This window comes from Flavobacterium araucananum (assembly GCF_002222055.1).
Lineage (GTDB): Bacteria > Bacteroidota > Bacteroidia > Flavobacteriales > Flavobacteriaceae > Flavobacterium > Flavobacterium araucananum.
In genome coordinates this window covers 1-18,754 of record NZ_MUGS01000029.1, presented here as the reverse complement: position 1 = coordinate 18,754, position 18,754 = coordinate 1, and the positions used below count along the sequence as shown (strand labels likewise).

Below are 18,754 nucleotides of genomic sequence, written 5' to 3'. Positions count from 1 at the left end.
TTTTATTATAAGGAGAAGCCAAAATTAAAGAATTTTTATCAAAAACAGTCGTTCTTTGTCTGTTCAAAATAAATTTAAAAGAAAACAAAAATAAAAGCAGCTATCAAAAAAGTAAAGAAAATAATATCCAGAACCCTAATTGGGATAATTTTACTTTTGTTAGCACTCGCTATCATACTGGCTTTACCTGTCGTTCAAACAAAAATTGCAAAGTATATTACAGAATCTTTAAACACTGATTTTAAAACAAACATTAGTGTAGACAAAGTGGCTATAAACATTTTTGGAGGTGTAAAACTTAAAAAAGTGCTGATTTTAGACCATCATAAGAAAACTTTAATCTACTCGGATATTATTACTACTGATATTTTAAGCATCAAAAGGTTATTAGATGGTGATTTGCTTTTTGGAGATCTTCGTTTAACAGGAATGATTTTTAATCTGAAAACGTATAAAAACGAAGACGAAAATAATATCAATAAGTTTATTAAACTGTTTGAAACGGGTAAAAAAACGCCTTCGAAAAAACACTTTTTACTAACAGCCAAAAATGCTTATATCTCTCAGGGTGCATTTTCTGTGGTTGACGAAAATAAAACGACACCACTATTTCTCGATTTTAAAAAACTAAACGCTTACATCAGCGACTTTAAGTTGTATGGTCCGGATGTAAATACCATTATTCATCGTTTCTCTTTCCTGGACCATCGTGGTTTGTATGTGTCCAATTTTGCCGGTAAATTTAGTTATACCAAAAAACAAATTAAGGTTGAGAATCTGGCTATAAAAACCAAAAGATCCTGGATTTACGGTAAAGCTGTTTTAAGTTATAAAGTCGAAGATTTTCTTCATTTTACAGATAAAGTAAAGTTTAATGTAGCACTTGATTCGGCCTCTATTGCCTCAAATGATATTCGCTTTTTTTATGACGGATTGGGCAAAAATCAACATTTTAGAATTAAAACCAAGATCAACGGAACATTAAATAATCTTAATTTAAGACATCTTAGATTAAGTGATACGAATGGTTCGAAGATTTACGGAACAATTAATTTTAAAAATCTTTTGGGTAGTAAAACCCAGAAGTTTGCCATGGATGGTAAGTTCGATAAACTGATTTCGAGTTATGACAATCTGGTGGTCATATTGCCTGGTATTTTAGGTAAAAAACTTCCTAAAGAAATGCAGCGAATTGGTAAGTTTAATATCGTAGGAAAAGCAAAAGTTTCGACAACAGCTTTAGAAGCAGATTTTAAAATGATTACCGATTTGGGTAATGGTCAGGCAGATTTGCACATGAACAATATCGATTTTATTGATAAAGCATCTTATTCCGGAAATATAATATTGGAGAATTTTAATGTTGGTGCTTTATTAAAACGAAAAGATATTGGCAAAACAACCTTAAACTTGGATGTTGACGGTGTTGGTTTTACCGAGAAATATTTAAATACGATTATAAAAGGAGATATTTCGAAATTAGATTATAATAAATACACCTATAATAATATCGTTGTAAACGGAAACTTTAAATTGCCTTATTATAAAGGACAACTTTCTATAAACGATCCAAACCTGAATTTGACATTTGATGGTTTGGTTGATTTAAGCAAACGCGAAAGCAAATACGATTTTCATATTAATGTAGAAAATGCCGATTTGCAAAAATTAAAGTTTATCAACGATTCAATTTCGCATTTCAAAGGAGATGCCGTGGTTGCGCTTACCGGAAATTCGATAGAAAACCTTCAGGGAAATGTTTCTATAAAAGATGCCGTATATCAAAACCCTAAAGCAACGTATGCTTTTGATGAGATTATCGTTAATTCTAATTTTGATGCCCAAAAAATACGTACCATAACCATAAATTCTAAAGATGTTATTAATGGTGAGATTGTTGGTAAGTTTCAGTTTGCCCAGTTAGAGAAACTCGTTATGAATTCTGTTGGGAGTCTTTATACCAATTACAAACCTTATAAAGTTAATAAAGGTCAGTTTTTACGGTTCAATTTTCATGTTTATGATAAAGTTGTCGAAATGTTGTATCCGGAAATTAATATCGATTCGACTACGGTCGTTCGGGGAAAAATAGATTCGGATCTGCAAGAATTTAAGTTCAGGTTTATATCTCAAAAAATTACGGCTGCAAAAAATACTTTCGATAATATCCGAATTAATATTGATAATAAAAATCCTCTTTACAATGCTTATGTAGAGTTGGATAGTATAAAAACACCCTATTATAAAATACGCGATTTTAATTTAATCAACGTGACCTCAAAAGATACTTTGTTTGTAAGGTCTGAGTTTAAAGGAGGCGAAAAAGGAGAGGATTATTATAATCTCGATTTGTATCATACCATCGATAAAAACAAGAATAATATTGTTGGGATCAAAAAATCTGAAATGAAGTTTAAAGACTATTTGTGGTATTTAAATGAAAATTCAGAAAAAGACAATCAGATTGTTTTTGATCAGTACTTTAAAAACTTTTCGATAGATAACATTATTTTGTCACACGAAAATCAGAAAATTGATTTAAACGGTGTCATAAAAGGAAGTGACTATAAAGATATTGTACTGAATTTTGAAGATGTTGATATTAATAAGATTACTCCATTGAATTCTAAATTTGTATTTAATGGTAATCTGAACGGGAATATAAATTATAAGCAAAACAAGAATATTTATCAGCCCACGGCGGCCATTTCGATAGATCATCTTAACCTGAATAAAATAGATCTGGGAACCCTGAAATTTGATATTTCGGGCGATGAAAGTTTTAAAAAGTTTACAATAAATTCGTCTATACAAAATGGTTTTACAGAATCGTTTAGGGCGAACGGAACTTTTGCCATCGAAAACAAAGAGACTTTCTTAGATTTAAATCTAAAACTCGAAGGATTTAATCTGGCGACATTAGGTACCGTTGGAGGCGATGTTTTATCAAACGTGCGAGGATCTGTTTCCGGAAATGCTGCTGTTATTGGTAATCTCAAAAAACCGGAAATAAACGGACGATTGTATGTAGAAAAAGCCGGAATGACCATTCCGTACCTTAATACAGATTATGAATTGAGTGATCGAACGGTTATTGACTTAACAGATGAGAAGTTTTTGTTTAGAAACAACCAGTTAACCGATACCAAGTATGGAACAAAAGGATTGCTGAACGGAAGTATCGAACATCATAATTTTGGAAACTGGAAACTGGATTTAACCATTACCTCCAAACGATTGCTGGCACTTGATACAAAAGACAGCGAAGATGCGGCATATTTTGGTACCGCATTTATCAATGGTACAGCCAGTATAAAAGGTCCTACCCAAAGCTTGTTTATAAAAGTTGATGCCAAATCTGAGAAAGGAACCGAAGTTAAAATCCCAATTAATAATGCACAAAGTGTTGGAGAAAGTAGCTGGATACATTTTGTCACGCCAAAAGAAAAGTACAATCTGGCGAATGGAATTGTCGAAAAAACGAGAAATTACAATGGTCTTGAATTAGAGTTTGATTTTGATATTACACCGGATGCCGAGGTAGAGGTAATCTTAGACCGAAATTCCGGACATGGTATGAAAGGAAAAGGTTACGGATCGTTGTTGTTTAAGATCAATACATTAGGTAAGTTTAATATGTGGGGAGATTTCCAGGCATACGAAGGAACTTATAATTTTAAATACGGTGGATTAATCGATAAAAAATTCTCTGTTAAAAAAGGAGGATCTATTATTTGGGAAGGAAACCCTATGAAAGCGCAGTTAAATCTGGAAGCCGTTTATAAAACCTCTGCAAATCCTGCGGTACTATTAGATAACAGTTCATCGTTTAATAAAAAAGTGCCTGTAGAAGTTGTAATTGGTTTAAGAGGAGATTTAACAAGTCCAGAACCTAATTTTGATATTCAGTTTCCATCTGTAAGTAATGTTTTAAAATCAGAAATACAATATAAGTTAGACGACAAAGACATTCGTCAGACACAAGCGCTGTATCTATTGTCTACAGGTTCGTTTATGAGTACAGACGGATTTAGCCAGGGCGATCTTTCAGGAACATTGACAGAAACGGCGTCTAGTTTACTGGGCGGAATTATAAAATCTGATAATGATAAAGTCAATATCGATTTAAATTATATTTCGGCAGACAAAAGATTGGGTCAGGAAGCAGATGGTCAGTTTGTGGCCAATATAACCTCGCAGGTAAACGAGAGAATTACTATTAACGGAAAACTGGGAGTTCCGGTAGGAGGTGTAAATGAATCTGCTATTGTTGGAGATATTGAGATATTGTACCGGGTAAATCAGGATGGGTCAATGAACCTGCGTTTATTCAATAAAGAAAATGATATCAATTATATAGGACAAGGAATTGGGTATACACAAGGAGTTGGTATCTCTTACGAAGTCGATTTTGATACTTTTAGCGAACTGGTAAATAAGTTTTTTAAAAATAATAAACTAGAGAGAGCAATAAAAAGCTCTTCAGATGATTTGCAGGACTCCTCTCTGAATCCTGATTTTGTTAAATTCTCGAACAAAAAAGATGCTGAGAAAAATAAAAAGAAAGAGGAGAAAAAACCGGAAGAGAAAAAGCCGCCACCTCAAAATAATAACGAAGGTCTGATTCCTGACAATGATTTTTAATCCATTTGTTAAATACATATAAAAAAAACCATTAGCTGCGGCTGATGGTTTTTTTTGTGCTAAATTTAGAGGCTAATTTATTTTTTGACAAAATTAGAAAACTTTGAAATTTTATAACACTTCATTTATGTATTGTTAATTTTAAAGATTTAATTAAAATAAGGGGCTTTTATTATTTTAAATGAATTTTTTACTATCGAAAAACTTATTAACGAAAACGTTTGAATTTAACAGATTTTATTAATTTATGATAAACATCACCTGTAAAGTGGTGAATGTTTGCTAATTTTACACTTTAATACTTAAATAATGCCAAAAACAATAAAAAAAGTTGGTGTTCTGACATCGGGAGGAGACTCACCTGGAATGAATGCCGCAATACGATCAGTTGTTCGAACATGCGCTTATCATAATATAGAATGCATAGGAATTTATAGAGGGTATCAGGGAATGATTGAAGGAGACTTCAAAGAAATGGGACCCCGTAGCGTAAATAATATTGTAAACAAAGGTGGAACGATCTTAAAATCGGCTCGTTCAGTTGAGTTTAGAACCCCGGAAGGTAGAAAAAAAGCACACGATAACCTCTTGAAAGCCGGGATTGATGCTTTGGTTGTAATAGGAGGTGATGGAAGTTTTACCGGAGGATTGATTTTTAATTCAGAATATGATTTTCCTGTAATGGGAATTCCCGGTACAATCGATAATGATATTTTTGGTACAAGCCATACTTTAGGGTATGATACTGCTTTGAATACTGTGGTAGATTGTATTGATAAAATTAGAGATACTGCAAGTTCACACAATCGTCTGTTTTTTGTAGAGGTTATGGGTAGAGATGCAGGACACATTGCTCTTAATGCCGGAATTGGAGCTGGTGCCGAAGAAATTCTTATTCCTGAAGAAGATTTAGGTCTGGAAAGACTATTAGACTCTCTTCAAAAAAGTAAAGCTTCAGGAAAATCATCCAGTATAGTGGTTATTGCCGAAGGGGATAAAATTGGTAAAAACGTATTCGAATTAAAAGATTACGTAGAAGCTAATTTACCGGAATATGATGTGAGAGTATCTGTTCTGGGACACATGCAACGTGGTGGTTCACCATCTTGTTTTGACCGCGTTCTGGCAAGCCGTTTAGGGGTAAAAGCAGTAGAATCTCTGATCGAAGGAAAATCAAATTATATGGTTGGTTTGCAGGCAGATAAAGTAGCTCTGACCCCTCTTGAACAAGCAATTAAAGGGAAATCTGAAATTGACAGAGAGTTGTTGAGAGTGTCTGATATCATGTCAACATAATATAAAAGTTTAAAAAGGAAAGAAGTTTATTGTGAGGAAATTAGACTTTAAATTAGTGTAATAAAAACAAAAGCAAAAATTAAGTAAAATGTCAAAAGTAAAATTAGGAATAAACGGATTTGGACGTATCGGAAGAATCGTTTTTAGAGAATCTTTCAATAGAGATAATGTAGAAGTAGTAGCAATCAATGATTTACTAGATGTAGATCACTTAGCTTACTTATTAAAATATGATTCAGTTCACGGTCGTTTCAACGGAACTGTAGAAGTAAAAGAAGGAAAACTTTTTGTAAACGGAAGAAATATCCGTATCACTGCAGAAAGAAATCCTGCTGACTTAAAATGGAACGAAGTTGATGTAGATGTAGTTGCAGAATGTACAGGTATCTTTACCACTATCGAAACTGCAAATGAGCACATTAAAGGTGGTGCAAAAAAAGTAATTATCTCAGCTCCGTCTGCAGATGCTCCAATGTTTGTAATGGGAGTAAACCACGAGACTGCAAAAGCTACTGATTTAGTAGTTTCTAACGCTTCTTGTACTACAAACTGTTTAGCTCCATTAGCGAAAGTTATTCACGATAATTTCGAAATTGTTGAAGCTTTAATGACAACTGTTCACGCAACAACTTCAACTCAAATGACTGCTGACGGACCTTCAAGAAAAGACTGGAGAGGTGGACGTGCAGCTTCAATTAACATCATTCCTTCTTCTACAGGTGCTGCAAAAGCAGTTGGAAAAGTAATCCCTTCTTTGAATGGAAAATTAACAGGAATGTCTTTCCGTGTTCCTACTGCTGACGTTTCTGTAGTAGATTTAACGGTAAAAGTAGCTAAAGAAACTACTTACGAAGAAATCTTGGCTGTTTTAAAGAAAGCTTCTGAAACAGATTTAAAAGGGATCTTAGGATATACTGAAGATGCTGTTGTTTCTCAGGATTTTATCTCTGACAAAAGAACTTCTATCGTTGATGCAACTGCAGGAATTGGTTTAAATTCAACTTTCTTCAAATTTGTATCCTGGTACGATAATGAGTATGGATACTCAAGCAAATTAATTGATTTATCTGTGCATATCGCAGGTTTAAAATAATATTATATATTTTTGTAAAATCCCGTTATCTCAAAGTAACGGGATTTTTCTTATTTTGTTACTTCTTTAATTAATGTAAAAAATACACTTTTTATTTAGCTAAAGAAAAACTAATCCAAAAACTAAATAAAATGAAATTAATAGTTGATAGTGGATCTACTAAAGCCGATTGGATTGCAATTGATGATAAAGGAAAAGTATTATTCACCACACAAACTTTAGGGTTAAATCCTGAAATTCTTGACGGTCCTGAAATTATTGAAAGACTAAATGATCGTTTTGATATTCTGCAAAATAAAAAAAATGCAACACATTTGTTCTTTTACGGAGCAGGTTGTGGAACAGAAAGAATGAAAACGGAGCTTTCGCAAATTTTTCAGAAATATTTTATAAATGCTATTGTCGAAGTTCATGAAGATACTTATGCAGCAGTTTATGCAACAACTCCAAAAGGAGAAGCAGCAATTGTTAGTATTTTAGGAACAGGTTCTAATTGCAGCTTTTTTGATGGAAAAGAATTGCATCAAAAAGTACAATCATTAGGTTATATTGCTATGGATGATTGTAGTGGAAATGTTTTTGGAAAAGAATTAATCAGAAAATATTATTTCAATAAAATGCCTAAAGAACTGGCAGTTGAATTTGAAAAAGAATATGATTTAGATCCTGATTTTATCAAGAATAAATTATACAAAGAGCCAAATCCCAATGCTTATTTAGCTACTTTTGCAAAGTTTTTGATCAAACATAAAGACACTGAATTTTGTAGAAAAATCATCTTTAAAGGGATGAAATCTTTCGTAAAAAATTATATTAAACAATATGATAATTGCAAAGAGGTTCCAGTGCATTTTGTTGGTTCAATTGCTTTCTATTTGAAAGACGAATTACAAGAAACATTTGATAAATACGAACTTCAGTTAGGTAATGTTTTAAGACGACCTATTGACGGATTGATAGCTTATCACGTGGCGAATCAATAAATAAAGTAAAATATGGAAATTGCTATTATTGCTCACGATGGAAAGAAGGCAGATATGGTTCAGTTTTTAAACAAAAACAAAACACTTCTGCTTCAGGAAAACATTAAACTAATCGCGACAGGAACTACCGGAAGCAAAGCTGTAAATGCTGGTTTTAAGGTAAAAAGAATGCTTTCCGGACCAATGGGCGGAGATGCGCAAATAGCTGCTCGTGTAGCCGAAGGCAAGACTAATATGGTTTTCTTTTTTAAAGATCCATTGGCAAGCCACGCTCATGAAGTCGATATTAATATGCTTATTCGTGTTTGTGATGTACATAATGTGCCCTTGGCAACAAACGAAGCTTCGGCTCAGTTATTACTTAATGCTATCGCACTGCAATTATAGATTTTTATAAAATACATACTATTCAAAAACCGTTTCATTCCTGAAACGGTTTTTTATTACCCGTTAAATTCATTATAAGTCTATAATTGCTCTTTTTTACTGATTTATCTCTAAATATTTGATATTCATAGCTTTATAATTAGATAGCTTGTTTTTTTAGCGTAAATTCGCTACAATATTTAGTGTCGAATCATGAAAAAACGTACTTTAATTGCAATTATAGCGCATGACAATAAAAAGGCAGATATGATTCAGTTTTTGATTAAAAACGGAATTGCACTGCAACATGATAAAGTAAAACTTATTGCAACAGGAATATTGGGGCGAAATGCCGAAAAATCTGGATTTAAAGTAAAAAAGATGCTGCCATGTTCGATGGGTGGCGATGCTCAGATTGCTTCTAAAGTAGCCGAAGGTAAAATTAATGTGGTTTTTCTTTTTACAGATCCTATGGTAACCAACGCGCACGAAGTCGATATTAAGATGCTGGTCAGGATTTGTGATGTTCATAATGTGCCGCTGGCAACAAATGAAGCAACGGCACAATTATTTTTGAACGCTATTGTACAGCGATTATAGAAATTTCTACATTTACATTTTTGGGTAAACAGGCTACCTGAACAGTTTCACGGGCAGGAGCAGTTTTTTCGTCAAAATAAGCACCGTAAACAGCATTTATTGCAGCAAAATTATTCATGTCCATGATAAAAATTGTAGCCTTAACAACGTTGTCAAAAGTCATATTTGAAGCTTCTAGAATCGCAGCAATATTTTTCATGACTTGTGTAGTCTCATCGTTGATGTTATCTGTAATAATTTCTCCTGTAGCCGGATTTATTGCAATTTGACCAGAAGCATATAGCGTATTTCCTGATAATACAGCTTGATTATAAGGGCCAATTGGTGCTGGTGCTTTGTCTGTAAAGATGATTTTTTTCATGGTAATAGTTTTTAAAATACTAAATTGAAGAAGTGTAATATTATCTGTTCGAAGTACTGCGCTTGTTCCATTTGATGTCACTAAGCATTCCTGATTTGATTCCGATAAAGAAATTCCAGTTTGAATTTACTCCAAGAGGACTCCAGTTAAAAGCCATTCTCCAGCTTAATAGATCTCTTTCAAAACGGAATTGCGTAAAAGTAACCCCTTTTTGTACTAAATCGTAACCCGTCGAGATTCCGCCTTTCCATTTAGGAGTAATATCCATATTGGCAGATATCATAATAGAGTTTCCGGTTATTTTATTCTCACGGTTTACATTCGAATAGGTCAGGGAATAAGCCATTGTCATATCCCACGGAATTTTAGAATTAAAAAACTCCGTTATAACATCTTTATCATCATCTTTTTCGTTTGCAAACTGGCTGTTTCGACTGTCATTTAAGTCTGTATTGGTACCAAATAAATCATCTTTTCGACCACCATTCCGCTCACTCTGCTTGTTTTCCTGATCTTTTCCGGTTCCCTTATTCGAAAACGAATAGTTTAAAGTTACGTTGGCACTTGTCATTCTAAACAAACTTCCGCCATTATCGATATTGTATACATCGATTCTTTTTCCGCCATTGTCAATTGCATACGGGTCTAGTGTAGCACCAAAATTGACATTCATTTTGTTGTCAAAAAGTTGTGTTCCGCCACTAACCAATACAGGTTGCCAGGCTAAAGTTTCTACTCCGTCTGCATTAAAATTATAACTCGTGCTAAAGTTTAAATTGTTTAGCAGCATGATCTTTTTAGGTTCTGTTTTTGTGCTGTCCCTGTCTCTTACTTTAGCCTCAAACGTGTTGCTTAAAGCAAAGGATACAATGTTGGAATTACTTTTTCCGGGAGCTCCAAAAATACCACCGTCAAAGCGGGAGTAAGTAGAGATTCTTCCTGAAGCATCAACCGTATAATTGTTGTAATACTGGTCAAAACTTGGGGTATACGAATAAGTAACAGTTGGTCTCATGACGTGACGAATCGATTGAATTCTTTTGTCACTGCCAAAATTAAATGTACCGTAAATTGTAGTTCCCAGATTGGTGCTGAAATTATATGTTCTGTAAGCGTCAAATCCGTTTACCGTTTTGTCGATAACCTTACTTTGATCTACATCGTAATTTTTATCAATAGTTTTAGTTACCCAGGTTTCCTGATAATTGGTAGAAGCTCCGGCACTAAAATATTTAAATATTTTAAAATTCGTACTAATCGGAATACTGTGTTGCATTCCTATTTGTGCATCTTTGAACATTTGTGGTTTGAAAAACAAAGAATCCGTTGTTTTAAAATTATTTTTACCACTTAAGTTATATTGTAAGTTGATGTTTTTTATAAAACCCTTTTTTACGCCATCTTTTCCAACAAATGGATACACACGATCGACACTTGCCTGTAAAGCCGGTAAAGTCATCTGAATTTCTTCCGTTTGCGTATTTTGCGAATGTGTAGCGGTTAACGAAATACGCGCCTGAGGGATCGTATTGAAAGTTCTGTTGTAAGAGATCGATGAATTTAAGGTGTTATTTAAATTCGATCCTACGTTTGCCTGGTTAATCGAGCGCTTAAAGTATTTACTACTACCCATATTTACAGAAGCAGAAAAACTGGAATTAGGATTCGATTTTGTATCTCTTGCGTGCGACCACTGAATGTTGTAAATGTTTTCTTTACTGTAATCCGGATAACCACGCTCACTGTTGATCAAATTCTCAAAACGAATATTGACGTTTCCTCTATACTTATATCTTTCGGCATAAGCAGATTCAAAACGCATGGCATAACTACCATTGGTATAATAATCCCCGAGGACGGTAAGATCGTAATTTTCGCTTAGAGCAAAATAATATCCCATGTTTTGCAACGAGAAACCTCTTGTATTCGAATCATTGTAACTTGGAATAATAATTCCGGAAATACTTTTTTCCTGACTCATCGGGAAAAAGGCAAAAGGCAATACCAGCGGAGTAGGTACATCTGCAATTACCATTTGTGTTGTACCCACAACAACCTTTTTGTTTGGAACAAATTTTACCTTGTTCGTTCTAAAATAATATTCAGGATTGTCAATGTCTTTTGCAGTTGTAAAACGCGCACCTCTTAAAAAGTAAACAGAATCGTTTTCTTTTTTGGTGACTGCCGCTTTAATTTTAAACTCGCCTTGTTCTGTTCTTGAATTATAGATTAAAGCTTTTTTTGTTTTAAAATTAAATCGGATCGAGTCCGGCTGAACCTCGCTTGCGCCTTGTTTAAAGTTTGGATATTGTATTAAAACGCCGGCAGAATCTCTAATTCGACCTGCATAAACTTCATCTTTATCCGTATTAAGTACAATAATCCCTGATTTTAGCTCAACATCTTTATAATATAATTCCGCTTCATTATATAAAGTAAGCGTATTTGTCTTCTTGTCGAACTTTGCGTAATCTTTGGCTTTGTATTTTGTAGGCGCGTCCAAAAAAGTCTTTTTAGCTCGAACAGTATCCAATTTTATAGTGTCACCTACAACAATTTGGGGTTTATCTGTTTGTTTTCCAGCTGGTAAAGGCTTTTTTTTGTTTTTTATCTCTTGCGAATATAAATTACCACATCCTAAGGTGAGGAAAAATGATAATAAAACGATATTAAATAAGTTTGTATGCAAAGGTTTAAATGCTATTTTTGTAAAATTATGGCTTGTTTTTTGACATGTCAAACTTACATATAATTTTTTGTCAAAAATAATCAATTGTAAAAATTATAGCTGTTACGTTTTATTAAAATTAACTTTTAAATTTATGAACATATTTAACAAAATTAAAGTAATAGTTACTTTTTTTCTAACGATATTGTCTTTTTGTGCCTATAGTCAGTCAAATGTTTTTAAGGTAACACTTGATGCCGGGCATGGTGATCATGACTTTGGCGCCGTTTATAGCGGACGAATAGAAAAAAATATTGCTTTGGCTATTGTTCTGAAAGTTGGAAAAATTTTAGAAGGAAGTCCAAACGTAAATGTTATTTATACCCGTAAAACAGATGTTTTTATTGATTTAGTCGAAAGAGCCAATATTGCCAACAGAGCAAACTCCAATATTTTTGTTTCGATACACTGTAATGCCAACAAAAATACGGCTGCAGACGGAACGGAGACTTATGTAATGGGTTTAAGTAAAGTGGCATCGAATCTTGAGGCTGCCAAAAAAGAGAACTCCGTAATTACGTTAGAGAAAGATTATAAACGTAAATACGAAGGTTACGATCCTAATTCGCCGGAATCGATGATTGGAATGACTTTAATGCAGGAAGAATATTTAGACAATAGTATTTCATTAGCAAGTAAAATCGAGGATAATTTTGAAAAGTTAGGCAAGAAGATCAGACAAGGCGGTGTAAAACAAGCGCCATTTATGGTATTACATAAAGCATATATGCCAAGAGTTTTAGTAGAAACCGGGTTTGTTTCTAATCCTACCGAGGGAAATGTTTTAAACTCAGAAGAAGGACAGGATGAAATAGCTAAAGCCATTGCCGAAGCAATTTTAAGTTATAAGCGAGAATATTTTGGTTCAGGAAGTGCAGAGTTAATAGATGCGCGACCAGCGAGAGATACTTCTACACCAACAAAAACTAAAGTTGTAGAAACTGCTGCTGCAACAAAAAATGCTCCAAAAGGAATTTTCTTTAAAGTACAACTTATAGCAAGTATCAAAAAAACAACATTAGAGCCTAAAAACTTTAAAGGACTAAAAAATGTAACGATGTTATACGAAAATAATATTTATAAGTATTTCTATCAGGAAACTTCAGACTATGGAGCTGCTAAGAAATATTTGGAAGAAGCTAAAGATAAAGGATATGGAGCTGCTTTTTTGATCGCAAATAAAGACGGAGAAAAAATCAGTATTCAAGAGGCAATCAAATAATAGCCTTTTGTTCGAATATTTATATTAATTTTGTACAAACACTAAGAATTTTGAAACTAACAAGAGAAATTAAAACGGCTATTTTAGTCATCGCGTCAATTTTATTATTTATTTGGGGCTACAGTTTTTTAAAAGGCAAAGACCTTTTTGCAAATTACAAAACATTATATGCAGAATATAATAATGTTGAGGATTTGTCAGCTTCAGCACCCGTTACGATAAATGGTCTTACAATAGGTAAAGTAAGTAAAATCACAATTAATGAAGTAACTGGTAAATTATTAGTTGAACTTCAGTTAAAAACAGATTTCCCAATTTCAAAAACAAGTAAGGCATCTTTGTATTCCCCAAGTTTAATTGGTGGAAAACAAATTAAGATCTTACCTAATCTGGCAGATAAAGATCCGGCTGAGGACGGACAAACATTAGAATCTGTTGTAGAATTAGGACTAACCGAATCTTTGGGAGGTAAATTTGAACCTATTCAGCAAAAATTAGACCTTATGCTTCTTAATATTAATACCCTGGTTTCCGGGTTAAATAATGTTTTGGACAAACAAGGTCAGGAAAATCTAAAAAAATCTTTAGCAGAATTAAGCCAGACAATGGAGCAGTTTCACAGAGCTTCAGGAAGTCTTAATACTATTTTGGATACCAATAAAGGTCAGATTAACGGAGTTGTGACAAATTTTAATAAAATGTCAAGTAACTTCAATAAAATATCTGATTCTTTAAACAAAGCTGATTTAGGTAAGACCGTTAGAAATCTAAATAAAACTTTGGCTAAAGTTGATGGTATTATGAGTAACTTAAACTCAGGAAAAGGTACTGCGGGTAAATTATTAAACGACGATGCTTTGTATAACAATTTGGCTAAAACATCAAAAGAGTTAGAGCTGTTATTGCAGGATGTTCGTTTGTACCCGACACGTTATGTCAATGTTTCTCTTTTTGGAAAGAAAAACAAACCATACGTGGCACCAACAGAAGATGCAAATTCAACTACTAAAAATTAATTAGAATGAGTTATTTAGATAATATTTTATTCGCTGTACTTCTTATAGTTGGTTTCGGTTTTTTTACATTGAGCGTAAAAAAAATCATCCGAAATGTAAACTTAGGAGTAGATGTAAACCGAAAAGATAATTCTAAAGCACGTTGGAAAAACATGGCTTTGATTGCTCTGGGGCAATCAAAAATGGTGAGACGCCCTGTTGCCGGCATACTTCATATTTTTGTATACGTAGGTTTTATTATTATTAATATCGAGTTACTCGAAATTATTATAGATGGATTATTTGGAACCCATAGAATTTTTGCGCCCTATTTAGGCGTAGTTTATGATGTTTTGATTGCTTCATTTGAGATATTGGCACTTTTGGTGCTTATTGCAGTTGTTACTTTCTGGATTCGAAGAAATGTAATACGATTAAAACGTTTTATAAATCCTGACCTAAACGGATTCCCTAAAAGTGATGCCAACTACATCTTGTATTTTGAGATGGTTTTAATGACATTGTTTTTATTGATGAATGCAGCTGATTTGCATTTGCAAAATGTTCCGGGTGGATTTTCTCATTTTTATAAAGCAGGAAGTTTTCCTGTAAGTCAGTTTATTGCGCCAATCTTTAACGGAGTTTCCAACGAAGTCGTAATGTTGTTGTTTGAAGTGTTTTGGTGGCTGCACATTGCCGGTATTTTAGTTTTTATGAACTATCTATACTTTTCAAAACACCTGCACATTCTTTTGGCTTTTCCAAATACCTATTTTGCAAACTTAAACCCGGAAGGGCAGTTTGACAATTTGGCCTCTGTTACAAAAGAGGTAAAGTTAATGATGGATCCAAACGCAGATCCATTTGCTGCTGCTCCTGTTGATGAAAATGCTGCTCCTGCAAAATTTGGCGCCAGTGATGTTCAGGATCTAAACTGGGTTCAGTTGTTAAACGCTTATACGTGTACAGAATGTGGTCGTTGTACATCATCATGTCCGGCAAATCAAACCGGTAAAAAATTGTCTCCTCGTAAAATTATGATGGATACAAGAGATCGTTTGCAGGAAGTAGGAAAAAATATTGATGCCAACAAAGGTGTTTTTGTTCCGGATAATAAGACTTTATTAAACGATTATATTACTCCTGAAGAATTGTGGGCTTGTACATCTTGTAATGCCTGTGTAGAAGAATGCCCTGTAAATATTAGTCCGTTGTCTATTATTATGGACATGCGCCGTTATTTAGTAATGGAACAAAGTGCTGCTCCAATGTCATTAAACGCCATGATGACCAATATCGAAAACAATGGAGCGCCTTGGCAATACAGTCAGCAAGACAGGTTGAATTGGAAAAATGAAAATTAAAAAGGTTTAATTGGTTAATCGTTAATTCGTTTAATTGATTAGAATAGAATAATTTTTCGGTTTTATTGAAGTTTGGAGATAAATCTGTTTTATAACGATTAATCAACTTAACAATTAACCGATTAAACAACAAAAGAAGATGTCAGAAAGTTTAGTAGTACCAACAATGGCAGAAATGCTGGCCGAAGGAAAACAACCAGAAGTTTTGTTTTGGGTAGGTTGCGCAGGAAGTTTTGATGATAGAGCAAAAAAAATAACAAAAGCGTTTGTACGAATTTTAAATCGTACCAATGTTTCTTTTGCAGTTCTTGGTACCGAAGAGAGCTGTACCGGAGATCCTGCAAAACGTGCCGGAAATGAATTTTTGTTTCAAATGCAAGCCATGATGAATATCGAGGTTCTGAATGCTTATGAAGCAAAAAAAATCGTAACAGCTTGTCCGCATTGTTTTAATACATTAAAAAATGAATATCCTGAATTAGGAGGTCAATATGATGTAATTCATCATACAGAGTTTCTAAAGTCGTTAATGGACGATGGAAGACTAGCGGTTGAAGGAGGACAATTTAAAGGTAAAAAAATAACTTTTCACGATCCTTGTTATCTGGGAAGAGCGAATAAAGTTTATGAGGCACCAAGAGATTTAATTGAGAAATTAGACGTTGAATTGGTCGAAATGAAACGCTCAAAAGCCAACGGATTATGTTGTGGAGCGGGTGGAGCGCAGATGTTTAAAGATGCTGAGCCAGGAAACAAAGAAGTAAACGTATTGCGTACAGAAGATGCTCTTGAAGTGCAGCCTGATATTATTGCAGCCGGTTGTCCGTTTTGTAATACCATGTTAACAGATGGTATCAAACATCAGGAAAAAGAAGGGCAGGTAAAAGTAATGGACATTGCAGAGTTGATTGCTAATGCGCAGGATCTTTAGTTTTTAAGGTATAAAGTTGCAAATGTTCAGTGGGACAAAGGTTTTAATCTGACTCGAGACTGAAAAGGGAACAGGCAAAGAAAACTTGTAACTTTCTTAAATCTAAAATCCAAATAATCTTAAATCTAAAATTAAAAATGTATATACCTTTTGAAGATTTACCTGGTGAGTCCAGAATTTGGATTTACCAATCGAACAGAAAATTTTCTGAGGAAGAATTTTCTGAAATAGAAACTGACCTGAAAGCTTTTGTTGAAGGTTGGGCAGCACATGGAACAAGTTTAGAAGCTTCGTACCAACTAAAATACAACCGATTCCTTATTTTGGCTGTAAATCAGGACGTGCAAGCTGCGACGGGTTGTTCTATCGATAGTTCGGTTGAATTTATTCAGAGCTTAGAGAAAAAATACAACGTTGATTTGTTAGACAAAATGAACGTTACTTTTAAACTAGGCGAACATATCGCACACAAACCATTGATTGATTTCAAGAAAATGGTCAAAGACAAATCAGTGTCAGAGAACACAATTGTTTTTAATAACCTGGTTAATAATATCGAAGAATATAACGAATCCTGGGAAGTTCCTGCTATTGACAGCTGGCACAGCAGATTTTTCTAAGAGTAGTTTATACTATAATAATCAAAGGCACAAAATTTAGATTTTGTGCTTTTTTTTGTTTTGATCGTAACGATACCTCACAAGTTTTTAAAACCTGATAGGTTTAAGAGAAAGTTCTTGTAAAAATAAAAGCCTCCCGCAAAGCTTCGCAATAGTAAAGGATGAAGTTGATAAAATTTAGACTAATTTTATGAAAATCTAACATTAGGTATACTCGAATAAACGTGAATTTTGAGTACTTTCGTACTTTTAAATTTAATACATGAAAATAGCTATAGTTTGTTATCCAACATTTGGTGGTAGTGGTGTAGTTGCTACAGAATTAGGCCTTGAATTAGCCAGACGCGGACACGAAATCCATTTTATTACTTATAGCCAGCCCGTTAGGTTGGCACTTTTAAATCCTAATGTTCACTATCACGAAGTAAACGTTCCTGAATATCCTCTTTTTCATTATCAGCCTTACGAATTGGCTTTGTCAAGCAAATTGGTCGATATGGTAAAGTTATACAAGATCGAAGTTTTGCACGTGCATTATGCAATTCCACACGCTTATGCGGGATATATGGCAAAGCAAATGCTCAAAAACGAAGGAATTAATCTTCCGATGATTACAACACTTCACGGAACAGATATTACATTGGTAGGAAATCACCCGTTTTATAAGCCTGCGGTGACTTTTAGCATCAATAAATCAGATTATGTAACTTCGGTTTCTCAGAGTTTGAAAGACGATACCTTGAAATTGTTTAAAATCAAGAATAAAATAAAGGTAATCCCTAATTTTATTGAGTTGGATAAAATGAGAAAAGATCCGCAACAGCCTTGTCACCGTTATGTGATGGCAAAGGAAAATGAACGCATCATAACCCACATCAGTAACTTTAGAAAAGTAAAACGTATTCCGGATATTATTAAGATTTTCTATAATATCCAGAAAGAAATGCCGGCAAAATTGATGATGGTGGGTGATGGTCCTGAAAAAGAAAAAGCGGAAGCTTTGTGTATGGAATTAGGAATTTATGACAAGGTAATTTTCTTTGGAAACAGTAATGAAATTGACAAGATTTTATGTCTTACCGATTTGTTTTTACTTCCGTCAGAAACAGAGAGTTTTGGTCTTGCAGCTCTCGAAGCAATGGCTTGCGGTGTTCCGGTAATTTCGAGTAATTCAGGAGGTTTACCAGAGGTTAATTTTGATGGTATTTCAGGATATTTAAGCAATGTAGGAAATGTAGAAGAAATGGCTGCAAATGCAATCAGGATTCTTAAGGATGATAAAACGCTGAACGAGTTTAAAGCAAATGCTTTAGAAGTGGCGAAAAAATTTGACATCAAAAACATTCTTCCTAAATACGAGGCTTTGTATCAAAAAGCAATAGACGATTATAAAGAATAAAATATAACCGTGGGTTAATTGTTTTAACATATAGAAACATAGATTTAGACCTTTAAAAAAAGGCGTTTCACTTATTTAAAATGCGCATAGCTTACTATGTAAAAGAAATGTATTTCTTGTTTGCATTCTTTTTAACTAAAAAATTCTATGTT

14 protein-coding genes are annotated in these 18,754 nt (G+C 33.8%); 12 read left to right on the top strand and 2 right to left on the bottom strand.

What is annotated here, in order from left to right; all coding sequences use genetic code 11:
• The first annotated feature begins 156 nt into the window (after positions 1 to 156).
• From B0A64_RS14320 to B0A64_RS14295, 6 genes are all read left to right on the top strand, one after another.
• Complete coding sequence (locus B0A64_RS14320; protein WP_244285407.1) at positions 157 to 4,644, top strand: translocation/assembly module TamB domain-containing protein; 4,488 nt, start codon at positions 157 to 159, stop codon at positions 4,642 to 4,644.
• A gap of 309 nt (positions 4,645 to 4,953) precedes the next feature.
• A complete protein-coding gene (pfkA, locus tag B0A64_RS14315; protein ID WP_089480203.1) occupies positions 4,954 to 5,940 on the top strand; it encodes a 6-phosphofructokinase in 987 nt (328 codons plus the stop codon).
• An 88-nt stretch (positions 5,941 to 6,028) separates the two neighbouring features.
• A complete protein-coding gene (gene gap, locus B0A64_RS14310; RefSeq protein WP_089480202.1) occupies positions 6,029 to 7,033 on the top strand; it encodes a type I glyceraldehyde-3-phosphate dehydrogenase in 1,005 nt (334 codons plus the stop codon).
• A 131-nt stretch (positions 7,034 to 7,164) separates the two neighbouring features.
• On the top strand, positions 7,165 to 8,016 hold the full coding sequence (locus B0A64_RS14305; RefSeq protein ID WP_089480201.1) for an N-acetylglucosamine kinase: 852 nt from the start codon (positions 7,165 to 7,167) through the stop codon (positions 8,014 to 8,016).
• A 12-nt stretch (positions 8,017 to 8,028) separates the two neighbouring features.
• Positions 8,029 to 8,403 (top strand): methylglyoxal synthase, encoded by a 375-nt coding sequence (locus B0A64_RS14300; protein WP_089480200.1) that lies wholly within the window; start codon positions 8,029 to 8,031, stop codon positions 8,401 to 8,403.
• 192 nt (positions 8,404 to 8,595) lie between these two features.
• The gene (locus B0A64_RS14295) at positions 8,596 to 8,982 is read left to right on the top strand and encodes a methylglyoxal synthase (RefSeq protein ID WP_089480199.1); all 387 of its coding nucleotides are present in this window, start codon (positions 8,596 to 8,598) and stop codon (positions 8,980 to 8,982) included.
• Here B0A64_RS14295 and B0A64_RS14290 read toward each other — a convergent pair.
• Both B0A64_RS14290 and B0A64_RS14285 read right to left on the bottom strand, forming a co-directional pair.
• Positions 8,963 to 9,343 (bottom strand): RidA family protein, encoded by a 381-nt coding sequence (locus B0A64_RS14290; RefSeq protein ID WP_089480198.1) that lies wholly within the window; start codon positions 9,341 to 9,343, stop codon positions 8,963 to 8,965. The genes B0A64_RS14295 and B0A64_RS14290 overlap by 20 nt on opposite strands.
• 40 nt (positions 9,344 to 9,383) lie before the next feature.
• Entirely contained in the window at positions 9,384 to 12,083 is a 2,700-nt protein-coding gene (locus B0A64_RS14285) for a putative LPS assembly protein LptD (protein WP_394338356.1), read from the bottom strand.
• A gap of 82 nt (positions 12,084 to 12,165) precedes the next feature.
• On the opposite strand from B0A64_RS14285, the gene B0A64_RS14280 reads away from it, so the two are divergent.
• The 6 genes from B0A64_RS14280 (at position 12,166) to bshA (ending at position 18,602) form a co-directional block, all read left to right on the top strand.
• Positions 12,166 to 13,293, top strand: a complete 1,128-nt coding sequence (locus B0A64_RS14280) for an N-acetylmuramoyl-L-alanine amidase family protein (protein ID WP_089480267.1) — start codon at positions 12,166 to 12,168, stop codon at positions 13,291 to 13,293.
• Between the two features lie 50 nt (positions 13,294 to 13,343).
• The gene (locus B0A64_RS14275) at positions 13,344 to 14,309 is read left to right on the top strand and encodes an MlaD family protein (RefSeq protein ID WP_089480196.1); all 966 of its coding nucleotides are present in this window, start codon (positions 13,344 to 13,346) and stop codon (positions 14,307 to 14,309) included.
• 5 nt (positions 14,310 to 14,314) lie between these two features.
• Positions 14,315 to 15,652 carry a (Fe-S)-binding protein gene (locus tag B0A64_RS14270; RefSeq protein WP_089480195.1) on the top strand — a complete coding sequence of 446 codons (1,338 nt, stop codon included), beginning with the start codon at positions 14,315 to 14,317 and terminating at the stop codon, positions 15,650 to 15,652.
• Between the two features lie 139 nt (positions 15,653 to 15,791).
• Positions 15,792 to 16,583 carry a (Fe-S)-binding protein gene (locus B0A64_RS14265; protein ID WP_089480194.1) on the top strand — a complete coding sequence of 264 codons (792 nt, stop codon included), beginning with the start codon at positions 15,792 to 15,794 and terminating at the stop codon, positions 16,581 to 16,583.
• A gap of 137 nt (positions 16,584 to 16,720) precedes the next feature.
• Entirely contained in the window at positions 16,721 to 17,203 is a 483-nt protein-coding gene (locus B0A64_RS14260; RefSeq protein WP_089480193.1) for an ABC transporter ATPase, read from the top strand.
• A 262-nt stretch (positions 17,204 to 17,465) separates the two neighbouring features.
• Entirely contained in the window at positions 17,466 to 18,602 is a 1,137-nt protein-coding gene (bshA, locus tag B0A64_RS14255) for an N-acetyl-alpha-D-glucosaminyl L-malate synthase BshA (protein WP_089480192.1), read from the top strand.
• The last annotated feature ends 152 nt before the right edge of the window (positions 18,603 to 18,754 follow it).

What these genes read in the sequence shown, in the direction of transcription:
- B0A64_RS14300 (WP_089480200.1), top strand. Translation starts at nt 8,029, where the DNA reads ATGGAAATTGCTATTATTGCTCACGATGGAAAGAAGGCAGATATGGTT.
- bshA (WP_089480192.1), top strand. Translation starts at nt 17,466, where the DNA reads ATGAAAATAGCTATAGTTTGTTATCCAACATTTGGTGGTAGTGGTGTA.
- gap (WP_089480202.1), top strand. Translation starts at nt 6,029, where the DNA reads ATGTCAAAAGTAAAATTAGGAATAAACGGATTTGGACGTATCGGAAGA.
- B0A64_RS14290 (WP_089480198.1), bottom strand. Translation starts at nt 9,343, where the DNA reads ATGAAAAAAATCATCTTTACAGACAAAGCACCAGCACCAATTGGCCCT.
- B0A64_RS14280 (WP_089480267.1), top strand. Translation starts at nt 12,166, where the DNA reads ATGAACATATTTAACAAAATTAAAGTAATAGTTACTTTTTTTCTAACG.
- pfkA (WP_089480203.1), top strand. Translation starts at nt 4,954, where the DNA reads ATGCCAAAAACAATAAAAAAAGTTGGTGTTCTGACATCGGGAGGAGAC.
- B0A64_RS14270 (WP_089480195.1), top strand. Translation starts at nt 14,315, where the DNA reads ATGAGTTATTTAGATAATATTTTATTCGCTGTACTTCTTATAGTTGGT.
- B0A64_RS14305 (WP_089480201.1), top strand. Translation starts at nt 7,165, where the DNA reads ATGAAATTAATAGTTGATAGTGGATCTACTAAAGCCGATTGGATTGCA.
- B0A64_RS14265 (WP_089480194.1), top strand. Translation starts at nt 15,792, where the DNA reads ATGTCAGAAAGTTTAGTAGTACCAACAATGGCAGAAATGCTGGCCGAA.
- B0A64_RS14260 (WP_089480193.1), top strand. Translation starts at nt 16,721, where the DNA reads ATGTATATACCTTTTGAAGATTTACCTGGTGAGTCCAGAATTTGGATT.
- B0A64_RS14295 (WP_089480199.1), top strand. Translation starts at nt 8,596, where the DNA reads ATGAAAAAACGTACTTTAATTGCAATTATAGCGCATGACAATAAAAAG.